The following is an 8,563-nucleotide window of genomic DNA, read 5'->3' as shown; positions in this document are numbered from 1 at the left end:
GCGCGACGGGCTTGCCGGTCTCCTTCACGATACGCACCGCACCCGCCCGGAACTCCGGATCAAAGCGCCGTCGCGTGACTGCTGCCACGACCAAACCTCTCCCGGTTCGGTCTCCACGCTATGAGGGGAAGGCCACTGGCCCGCCTTGATGCGGCGTGAGGGTGCCGGCAGCGGACGCGGCTGGTGGTCAGAAGTCGTCGTCGAGCTGGCGGCGTAGCTGCTCGCGTTCGTCGTCGGTGATGCCGGTCAGCCATTCCCACCGGGTGACCCGGCGGACCTTGCCGCGGGCCAGGTCGTGGGCGAGCACGATGCGTGAGGCGCGCCCCATCTCGTGTTCGGCGACGACGTAGGGGTTGGTTGCCTCCCACGCCTCGCCGCTCCAGGAGGCGTTCTCGGCGATGTCGACGGCCGCGCGGTAGGCCAGGGCGCCGTGCTCGCGGGGCCGGTCTCCCATCGGCTCCCAGCACGAGGCGCAGCGCACGAACGCCACCTTCTCGGCCATCGCTGGGTCGGTGTCGGCCACCGCCACCTGCACGCCCGCGGCGGGGTCGGCGGTGTTGACGAGGGCGATGACGACCGGGCCGGTGAAGACCACGTGCATGAACGAGCTGCGGCAACCCGGGCACACCGCGCCGCGCGATCCGGCCGGTCGGCGCTCGCCGAGCGCAATCTCCTCGGCGCGGCGCCGCTGCTCGGCTTCTTGCGCGGCCAGGTGGGCCTGCCAGACCTCGATCGCCGCGACGGGCAGCATAGCCGCGGCGTTGCGCTCAGGGCCGCGTCGACGCAGCAGCACCGGCTCGCCCGCCCCAGCCCGCTCGACGAGCTCGGCCAGCCGCGCCCGCGCCTCCCGGATCCCGATCTCCTCGACCTCGCCCGGCCGCTCGGGCTCGGGCTGGTCGCTGATGTCCGCCTTGTGCACGCCTGGCATTGTGTCGGCCCACACGCGGCCCAGGCGACGAAACGCGAGCAACCGGCCGCGAGCGGGCAGGGGACCAGCGCCGGGGGGCGGAACGCGGTTGTGTACACAATCAGGCGACCGAGCACGATCATTGGCGGTAAGTAGAGGGAGCCGTACCGGGCCAGGGCGCCTGAGGGCCCCGCTCTCCAGGCTCCCTCTACTTCGACCCCAGTTCATGACTTTCATTTTTTCGGCCCCGGCCCTTTGGCCAGGGCTCCAGCTTCCACTACAGCGTCTTCTGCTCGATCTCGTCGAGCAGGACGTGCAGCTCGGCGACCACCTTCTTGACCTCACCGGGGTCTTCCTCCCCCTGGCCACGATTCCGTCACCATGTTGAATCTCCAAACTTTGAGTTTGGAATACGGGTACGCATTCTTCAAGTGGACGTCGAACGCGAGGAGAGAGCCCGCCATCTAGGTAATATGCGGGTTTAAAGTAATTAATTCCTAGTTAAATTCCGTCCTGGTTCCGATCTATAGGTAAATAGCAGGGGTAATGTCGTTCGGGTAAGTGGAGAACGATACGCGAAGGTGGTCCGAAACGGAGATCGCCATGCTGCCGCATGGCTGACGCTCGCGCGGCCGGATGCTCCCCTGAGCACAGGTCGAGCGTGGGGTCCGGTGCCAAGGAGTCAGCACATGATCAACGCTATGCCTGTCGAGGGCATCGCCCCTGACCCTAACGCCAAGCAGCCCGCAGACTTGGTCATGCGCAACGGTCGCGTGTACACGCAAGACCCGGCGAGGCCCACCGCTGCCGCCATCGCCGTCCAAGACGGTCGCATCGCGGCTGTGGGAGACGACCAGAACATGGCCCCGTTCGTCGATACGGAGACTCGTGTCGTCGACGCGCTCAACCGGCAGATCATTTCTGGGCTTAACAATTCCCACCTCCACGTGATCCGGGGTGGCTTGAACTACCTCCTGGAGCTGCGCTGGGACGGTGTCCCGTCGCTGCGCATGACGCCATGGATGGGCGGGTTCCATCGCACCGTGCCTCCCACACTGCCTTCAGGCGTGCGTCAGGCTCAGGCTCTGGTGGAGGCCGCCGCCGAGTCCGAAGAACACCGCCAGTGGCGTGCCGCGCGAGGTTTCACGAAGGAGCGCACATCTTATGACGAGATCTTCGATTCCTGCTTCGTTCTGTGAGCGTCAGGGACCGTGGGTGCAGGCGTCGCATTCAGGAGGACAAGGTGACAGAACATAGCAAGGGCCGTGAGGCTCATTCAATTCCGGCACAACCAAGTGAGAAGACAAAGGCGAACTTTAGGAATGCGAAGCCCGATCCGGCGGCATCGCTCCTCACACCGCAAGACAGCGTCGTCCTCTTGGTGGACCATCAGCCACAGATGTTCTTCAGTACCACCAGCACAGACCGAGGCTCGATTATTAACGCGACAGTCGGCCTGGCCAAAGGAGCAAAGATATTCAACATACCCGTCATCCTGACCACGGTCGCGTCGAAGACCTTCTCCGGGCCGCTGCTTCCTCAACTGGCGGAATGCTTCCCCGGCGTCTCCCCCATCGACCGGACCACCATGAACTGCTGGGAGGATCTCCGAGTCGCCGACGCTGTCAAGGCGACCGGCCGACCGAAGATCGTCATGGCAGGTCTGTGGACGGAGGTGTGCATCGCCCTCGCCGCCCTGTCCGCCGTGGACCAGGGTTACCAGGTGTACGTTCCCACTGACGCTTGTGGGGGCGTGACAGCAGAGGCACACGACAATGCCGTTCAACGCATGCTCCAGCACGGCGTCATGCCGCTGACATGGCTCACCACCGTGCTCGAGTGGCAGCGCGACTGGAGCCGCACCCAGACCTACGACGCCATCACCGCGGTCATCAAGGAGCACGCAGGCGCCTACGGGCTGGGAGTGATATACGCCCACGCCATGCTCCCCGGGCACATGACAGCAGCCTGACGCCGCCCACCAAGGCCAGGAACTCCTATGGCTACGGCGAGGGGCAGAGTAGCGGTGAGCTATCTTACGGGTTCATCGCGTAGCGGTTACAAGTAGATCAAACCGGCGTAGAACGTCCTGGCTCGGGACCGCCGTGCAGGAAGGGGTCCCGGTAGTAATCGCGGAAAATCCAACGGATATCGCTGACCATCGTCGGTGTGAAGCGTTCAGGCCAGGTCAGCGGCATCCTCAGGCCAGCCCGCCGTATCCAGCGACCAGCACACCAGCCCTGCGGCGCCCTCACATCAGAGCAGGCCAGAAGTAGGTTCGTTGGATTTTCCGCGATTACTACTAGGACCCCTTCTTGCGCGAGCGGGCGGCCGAGACCCGCGCTTTCCCAGATGATCCGGTCCTGGCCCGGCTTGCCGCTGCCCGCTGGCTCGCCGCCGAACTGGACCTTGTCACCCGTGAGCTCGTGGTGACCGCCCGACGGGGCGAGCGCCGCTACTCCTGGCGGCAGATCGGCGAGGCGATGGGCGCCTCCGGCCAGGCCGCCGGTAAATGGGCGCGATCGCACGGTCTTCCCGTCGAGGAACCCGCCGCCGGCCACGCCGTTGAGGAGGGGCGGGCGCTCGTCGCGGCGCTCCATACCCGTCGTCACCTCGGGCGGCCCCCTAGTATGGGTTCGGCCACGAGCCCACGCGCCCTCGGCCTCAGTCGGCGTGAACGCCTCCGCCAACTCCCGCGCCGACACCACCCTGGCGAACCCCGGATATGCCGTCCGATCGACCGAGGTCACCCGAAGCCCCCAAAACCGCCACCAACACGACGACGATCACCCTAACGACCGGCCTTCAGGCCCCGCGGTGTCTTTCCGGCGTATTCCGGCCGTCCCCCGACAACACCCACTACCTCCGCTCTGCCGAGCAACAGCGACGAACACGACTCATCGAGCAAGCTCAACAAGCAATCCGGCGACTCGACACCGCAGGGGAGGCCATCACGGTCGCCGCGGTCGTTCGGGCCTCAGGCACTTCCAGGGCCTTCCTCTACCGGATCCCCGAACTGATCCAGGAGATCCAGCGGCTTCGCGACCTCCAACAGCGATCCGACCAGCGCCAGCCCGTCCGACAGCGAATGACGGACTCCTCCAAGGAGGCCCGCATCCGGCAACTCACCGCCACCAACGGCGAATTGCGCGCCGAGATTCAACGACTTCGCACACAGAACGCGTTGCTTCTTGGCCACCTACGAGAACAGCCGACCATCCACCACCTCGACCGGCCGCCGAGGCAGGTGGACTGAAATGCCTCACCTCCTGTCGGCGTACGGGTTCCGCTGCAGAGCCAGGCACGCGCTGACGTACAAAGATCGCATGCCCCAAGGAACCGCGTGCCGTCGGCTACCCGCCCGCCTGCCAGGCAACCGCGTCTCCCGTCGGCGTGCGCCAATAACCGACGTGCTTGCCGTCGCGCAGGCCGACAACCAGTCCGCCGCGGGCGCGTTCCGGTGGCGGCCGAGAAGATGTCGGCCACGCCGTCGGAGTTGAAGTCCGGCGTGGCCGATCCACTCATCGCGGCTTAGCGCGGGTTCTTCGCGTGGGTGAGGGTCTCCCAGGCCAGGAAGCGCGAGGCACCGACCGGGCGCTTCTGCATCACCCACTTCTCGGCATGGGGCATGTCGTATCCGAGACGCTGGTGCAGCGCGTTGTAGCCGACTTCGAGGTTCGGCCCGAGACCGGGGGAGACCTTTCCGCCGCACAGCCACGATGGCACCGTCGCGCCCAGTTGCAGGCGAGCGTGGAAGTTCATCGCGTATCGCAGCCGGTGCTTGGCCGTGGCGTACAGGTCCATGCCTTGGTGGCGGGCCGTCTCCGCGACGTGGGAGATGGCCGCGAGCCCCCATCCGGTGTGCCCGAAGTCACGGCAGGTTTCCTGGGCCAGGCCGTTCACGAACGTGGTCTGCCCGTGCCAGTAGTCGATGATCTCGGCTTTGGTGTCGTGCTTGCTGTTCGGCGGCGCCTTGGGGTATGAGCCATCCGTCTTGAGGTAGATATAGGCGGGCAGCCTGCCGCGCCAGGTCGTGACCGCTCGGTCGAATGAGGCGCGGTCGTCCAGGTGCACGGCGATGCCGATGGCGGCATCGGTCATGATCAGTTCCCAGTTGCCTTGGTTGTTGGGCCTTCCGGCGATCAAGGTCGGCAGGTACACGGTACGCAGCTTGCCGGCGAACCGGCCGGCCTGGGTCCAGCCGGTGTAGGTGTGCTTGATGAGTTCGGCGGCGCGGGAGAAGTTGGCGCCCGCAAAGCCAATCTGTAGCGGCGCGTTGCTCCCGGTGTGTTTGGTGATCACGGCTGACCAGGTGTCCATGATCTGGATCGCCTTCTTGGCGTAACGGGAGTCCTTGGTGAGGTACCACCGCAGGGCGTGTGTGTAGGCCGCATTGGCGTCCTCACGCTCGTCCGAGCAGCCGTGGTCGGGGTTCCCATACATGCCGCACTCCACGACGGCGCGGGGCTTGGCCGTGTAGGACAGCGAGGCGTACGAACTCTTTTGCAGGGCGTTCCAGGCAGACTTCCACGGTTCGTTGCCGAGGTTGGCTCTGACGAAGTCGAGCTGAGCGCGGCTGACCAGGACGCCGGGATGCTTGAACGCGGCCGCCTGCGCGGGCTGCGGGGCGGATAAGGCGGCGGCCACGAGCATGGTGGCGGCGAGAGGGCGAGCGAGACGCACGGGTTCCCTTCCAGACGCGGACGCCCATTCAGCCAGCCGTCGACTCAGCTGTCAACATTTTCGCGCCGTGGACATCGGCCGCTATACCGCCGCATTCCGGGGGCCCAGGACTCTACTGACGGGTAGCTACCCTAAGGAGGGGTGCCACCGGAATACGGCAGAAACGGGCCGCGGTCACTCGAATCCGCAGGCCGGACGGTGAGGCCGAGGGCCGGGGTTTCGGCTGTGGATGACCGTGCCCAGCCTGGGGCCGGATTGTGGCCTGCATGGCTGTCGACGCGCCTACCTGCGGGGATGTGGTTCGGTTGACCGGACAGAGCTTGGGTTCTGTTCGGTCTGCGGCCACTGCGGTGTCTTTCTGCCGTATTCCGGCCGTCCCCCAAGGACGGACCCCGGTAAGAAATAACCCCTGAGTTCCCAGCCGTCTCTGCCGCCCCGGATGCCGCAGGGGGGCAGACCAAGTACGAGAGAAAGGGGCAGTGCCCCTCCCCTCCGGAGAGGTTGCTGATCAGTGGGTACGGCGGCGGGGCGCGAGGACCTCGGTGACCTTGGCGATGGCTTCGGCTCCGGGTTTGACGTAGCGCATGGCCCTCCACTCGGGTCGGCGTCACCAGCCGCAAAGTAGCGAGAAAGGCCAGGTCAAAGCCTCCCGACAGACCCCTTGATCAGGATGCGAGGCCATAGCGCTCCGCAGTCGCCTGGGATACCGATTTTCTCGCGAGGCCGATGAACAGCCACGATGCGGTCCGGGCTCTCCGTCGGATGATGGGAGCTGATCACTCACAGCTACTTTGCCTCTGGTGACGCCGACCCGAGTGGAGGGCCCTGTACGAGATGGCGGTGGGCGCCATGCTGCTGCCGGCACTCGTCGGCTTCTTCCAGGGCGCCGCCGCGGTACAGGGGCGCGGGCTGGAGGTGAACACGATGGTGCGCTTCGCCGGCAAGTGGCTGGACATGATCAAGTCCCTGCTGCCGATCTACGCCAAGGAGATCGACTCCTGCGACTACACCGACACCGCCTCCTCCGTGAACCTCTTTTGGTGGGGCGGCCCACGACGAGGACCTGGCCAAGGAGACGAACGTCGACACGGCCTGGCTCGCTCCGCTCCATGACCTGGTGAGGCGGGCAGCTGAGGCAGGCCACGGCGATCACAGCATCTCGGCCCTCACCGAGGTGCTCAGAAAGCCAGCGCGACAGCATAAGCCGGACGGGTCCAGGCCCGGACGAAGCGTTTCATCAAGGCCGCACCCGGATCCAGCGGCCGCCGGATCCGTCGTCACCGCCGCCCTGGACGCACTGGCCGCTCTGCCCGCGGCGAGCTCGCTGCGGGATGTACTGGCGGCCATGGACTACCGGCCCGCCGACCAGCTGATGGCGGGCTTGGATCGGGCCGCCCGGTTGCTGCTGGAGGAGCCGCGCGAGGTCTGGCAGGCCGCACTCCTGCCGCACCTGCGGCCGCGCTCGGGCCGTTCCACCTTCGCCGGGGTCGTCGGCGCCCGGCAAATGCTGGACGCCGTACTGGCCGACCCGTGTGGTGGACACGCGCCCGGCGCCCTAGTGCGCATGGAAGACGGCGGACTGGCCGTCGTCACCGGGGTCCGTGGGCCACCTCGAGTTGGTTGGAGGCTCCGATACCTGGAAGGGTGAGGAGTTATGGCACCACCGAGGAAGTATGCCCCTGAGCTGCGGGAACGCGCTGTCCGTATGGTTTTCGAGCTGCGTGCGGCCGGTGAGGGGGCGGGCGTGCTGGCCCGGGTCGCCGACCAGCTCGGGGTGCACCGCGAAGCGCTGCGGACCTGGGTGCGCCAGGCCGAGGTCGATGGCGGGAAGCGTCCGGGGACCTCGACGTCCGACGCCCGGCGGATCACCGAACTCGAGCGTGAGAATCGCGAGTTGCGGCGGGCGAACGAGATCCTGAAGGCCGCCTCGGCGTATTTCGCCCGGGAACTCGATCCCAGACTGCCGCGCTAGTCGAGTTCATCGATACCCATCGCGAACGGTTCGGTGTGGAGCCGATCTGTGCCGTGCTGGAGTTCGCGCCGTCCACGTACTGGGCGGCGAAGAAACGGGAGTCGAATCCGGCGGCACGGCGATCAGGCTAGCCGTCCTGGCGGCACCGATCAAGGCCGGATGCGGGGTGCCGACCATGCCGAGCCCGGCGTATATCTCCAGCTCGGCGCGGGAGTCGGCGATGTCGAGGTGCGTATGGTCAGCTGGCCGATGCGGTCGATGGGGCCGAACGCGGAGTCCTCGGTGCGTTCCATGGAGAGCTTGTCCGGGTGGTAGCTGAACGCCGGACCGTGGTGTGATGATCTCCGTCCCGCCACCGTCCAGCAGCGAGCAATCGTTCGGTCAGCGTGTTCGCCAACGGTCCTGAGGGCCCACCATCGCCCACCCCCTGCACATGCCTTCTGAGCGGCGCGAGCGCTTGCCGACCCCTTGGCGGTCATCCTCGGCATACTGGAGCTGGCGTAACTCGGTGGTTGGGGCGAGCTCGGGGTGGTGCTCGTAGGCGATCCGAGCATGGGCGAGGGCCGCCCGCAGCCGGCGTGAGTTCGCCCAGGCGTACTCGGGTCCGCGGACACCGCGGCGCTGGCGTACGTCGAGCAGCAGACGAACGTCCGCATGCCGCAGTCGTTGCAGGAAGGACTCGCCGCCGAAGCCATAGACGCCGATTGTCACCATTGTGAGCACCGGAAATCACCCACCTGCCTACTACTCGTGCCGCCTCCGGCAGCCCTGCCGGAGGCGGCGAGGTCGCATCAGGCGACGGCGGTCCCCTCAAGCTCGACCATCAGGTCGGGGATCGCCAGCCGTGCCACCCCGAGCATCGTGGTGGACGGTGCCACCCCTGCGGCGCTCAACCGCGACGCCAGCACGCCGTAGTCCTGGAAAAGCCGATCGACGTCGGTGGTGTGGACGTTGAGCCGGACGAGGTTCGCGAGGGACATGCCGGCCTCGCCGAGCACGGC

General features: G+C 66.7%; 11 protein-coding genes, 1 pseudogene and 1 other annotated feature. Of the genes and pseudogenes, 6 read left to right on the top strand and 6 right to left on the bottom strand.

Going from position 1 to position 8,563, the window contains the following annotated elements:
- Positions 1-187: 187 nt before the first annotated feature.
- Complete coding sequence (locus ACTOQ2_RS43405; protein WP_440107805.1) at positions 188-919, bottom strand: type II toxin-antitoxin system Phd/YefM family antitoxin; 732 nt, start codon at positions 917-919, stop codon at positions 188-190.
- A 677-nt stretch (positions 920-1,596) separates the two neighbouring features.
- Here ACTOQ2_RS43405 and ACTOQ2_RS43400 point away from each other — a divergent pair.
- Together ACTOQ2_RS43400 and ACTOQ2_RS43395 are read left to right on the top strand one after the other, a co-directional pair.
- Complete coding sequence (locus tag ACTOQ2_RS43400; protein ID WP_440107803.1) at positions 1,597-2,106, top strand: hypothetical protein; 510 nt, start codon at positions 1,597-1,599, stop codon at positions 2,104-2,106.
- Between the two features lie 44 nt (positions 2,107-2,150).
- Complete coding sequence (locus ACTOQ2_RS43395; RefSeq protein ID WP_440107801.1) at positions 2,151-2,879, top strand: hydrolase; 729 nt, start codon at positions 2,151-2,153, stop codon at positions 2,877-2,879.
- A 97-nt stretch (positions 2,880-2,976) separates the two neighbouring features.
- Here ACTOQ2_RS43395 and ACTOQ2_RS43390 read toward each other — a convergent pair whose 3' ends face one another.
- Positions 2,977-3,507, bottom strand: coding sequence for a hypothetical protein (locus ACTOQ2_RS43390; RefSeq protein ID WP_440107799.1), 531 nt, complete (start codon positions 3,505-3,507; stop codon positions 2,977-2,979).
- A 125-nt stretch (positions 3,508-3,632) separates the two neighbouring features.
- Between ACTOQ2_RS43390 and ACTOQ2_RS43385 the strand changes: the two genes are divergently transcribed.
- On the top strand, positions 3,633-4,163 hold the full coding sequence (locus ACTOQ2_RS43385) for a DUF6262 family protein (RefSeq protein WP_440107797.1): 531 nt from the start codon (positions 3,633-3,635) through the stop codon (positions 4,161-4,163).
- Positions 4,164-4,438: 275 nt separating this feature from the next.
- Here ACTOQ2_RS43385 and ACTOQ2_RS43380 read toward each other — a convergent pair whose 3' ends face one another.
- Positions 4,439-5,590, bottom strand: coding sequence for an alginate lyase family protein (locus ACTOQ2_RS43380; protein WP_440107795.1), 1,152 nt, complete (start codon positions 5,588-5,590; stop codon positions 4,439-4,441).
- Between the two features lie 834 nt (positions 5,591-6,424).
- On the opposite strand from ACTOQ2_RS43380, the gene ACTOQ2_RS43375 reads away from it, so the two are divergent.
- The 3 genes from ACTOQ2_RS43375 (at position 6,425) to ACTOQ2_RS43365 (ending at position 7,562) form a co-directional block, all read left to right on the top strand.
- The gene (locus tag ACTOQ2_RS43375) at positions 6,425-6,703 is read left to right on the top strand and encodes a hypothetical protein (RefSeq protein WP_440107793.1); all 279 of its coding nucleotides are present in this window, start codon (positions 6,425-6,427) and stop codon (positions 6,701-6,703) included.
- Positions 6,704-6,935: 232 nt separating this feature from the next.
- Positions 6,936-7,238, top strand: coding sequence for a hypothetical protein (locus ACTOQ2_RS43370; RefSeq protein ID WP_440107791.1), 303 nt, complete (start codon positions 6,936-6,938; stop codon positions 7,236-7,238).
- Positions 7,239-7,244: 6 nt separating this feature from the next.
- Positions 7,245-7,562 carry a transposase gene (locus ACTOQ2_RS43365; RefSeq protein ID WP_440107789.1) on the top strand — a complete coding sequence of 106 codons (318 nt, stop codon included), beginning with the start codon at positions 7,245-7,247 and terminating at the stop codon, positions 7,560-7,562.
- Positions 7,520-7,633, top strand: a sequence feature (AL1L pseudoknot). (Overlaps the previous gene by 43 nt.)
- 34 nt (positions 7,634-7,667) lie before the next feature.
- Here the strand turns inward: ACTOQ2_RS43365 and ACTOQ2_RS43360 are convergent.
- The 3 genes and pseudogenes from ACTOQ2_RS43360 to ACTOQ2_RS43350 form a co-directional block, all read right to left on the bottom strand.
- Positions 7,668-7,891: pseudogene (locus ACTOQ2_RS43360) on the bottom strand (argininosuccinate synthase); the annotation flags it as partial.
- 52 nt (positions 7,892-7,943) lie between these two features.
- Positions 7,944-8,276 carry a DUF488 family protein gene (locus ACTOQ2_RS43355; RefSeq protein ID WP_440107787.1) on the bottom strand — a complete coding sequence of 111 codons (333 nt, stop codon included), beginning with the start codon at positions 8,274-8,276 and terminating at the stop codon, positions 7,944-7,946.
- A 77-nt stretch (positions 8,277-8,353) separates the two neighbouring features.
- Positions 8,354-8,563: Rid family hydrolase (locus tag ACTOQ2_RS43350; RefSeq protein ID WP_440107785.1), on the bottom strand; the 210-nt coding region annotated here is incomplete at its 5' end.

The organism is Streptosporangium sp. H16, from assembly GCF_051918855.1.
In the GTDB taxonomy this organism is placed as follows: domain Bacteria; phylum Actinomycetota; class Actinomycetes; order Streptosporangiales; family Streptosporangiaceae; genus Streptosporangium.
Note: the sequence above shows the minus strand (reverse complement) of the source record. Positions and strands in the feature narration are given on the sequence as shown.

Excerpts from the sequence above, each read along its gene's own strand:
- ACTOQ2_RS43355 (WP_440107787.1), bottom strand. The coding sequence starts at position 8,276 with ATGGTGACAATCGGCGTCTATGGCTTCGGCGGCGAGTCCTTCCTGCAA.
- ACTOQ2_RS43390 (WP_440107799.1), bottom strand. The coding sequence starts at position 3,507 with ATGGAGCGCCGCGACGAGCGCCCGCCCCTCCTCAACGGCGTGGCCGGC.
- ACTOQ2_RS43370 (WP_440107791.1), top strand. The coding sequence starts at position 6,936 with ATGGACTACCGGCCCGCCGACCAGCTGATGGCGGGCTTGGATCGGGCC.
- ACTOQ2_RS43365 (WP_440107789.1), top strand. The coding sequence starts at position 7,245 with ATGGCACCACCGAGGAAGTATGCCCCTGAGCTGCGGGAACGCGCTGTC.
- ACTOQ2_RS43385 (WP_440107797.1), top strand. The coding sequence starts at position 3,633 with ATGCCGTCCGATCGACCGAGGTCACCCGAAGCCCCCAAAACCGCCACC.
- ACTOQ2_RS43375 (WP_440107793.1), top strand. The coding sequence starts at position 6,425 with ATGGCGGTGGGCGCCATGCTGCTGCCGGCACTCGTCGGCTTCTTCCAG.
- ACTOQ2_RS43400 (WP_440107803.1), top strand. The coding sequence starts at position 1,597 with ATGATCAACGCTATGCCTGTCGAGGGCATCGCCCCTGACCCTAACGCC.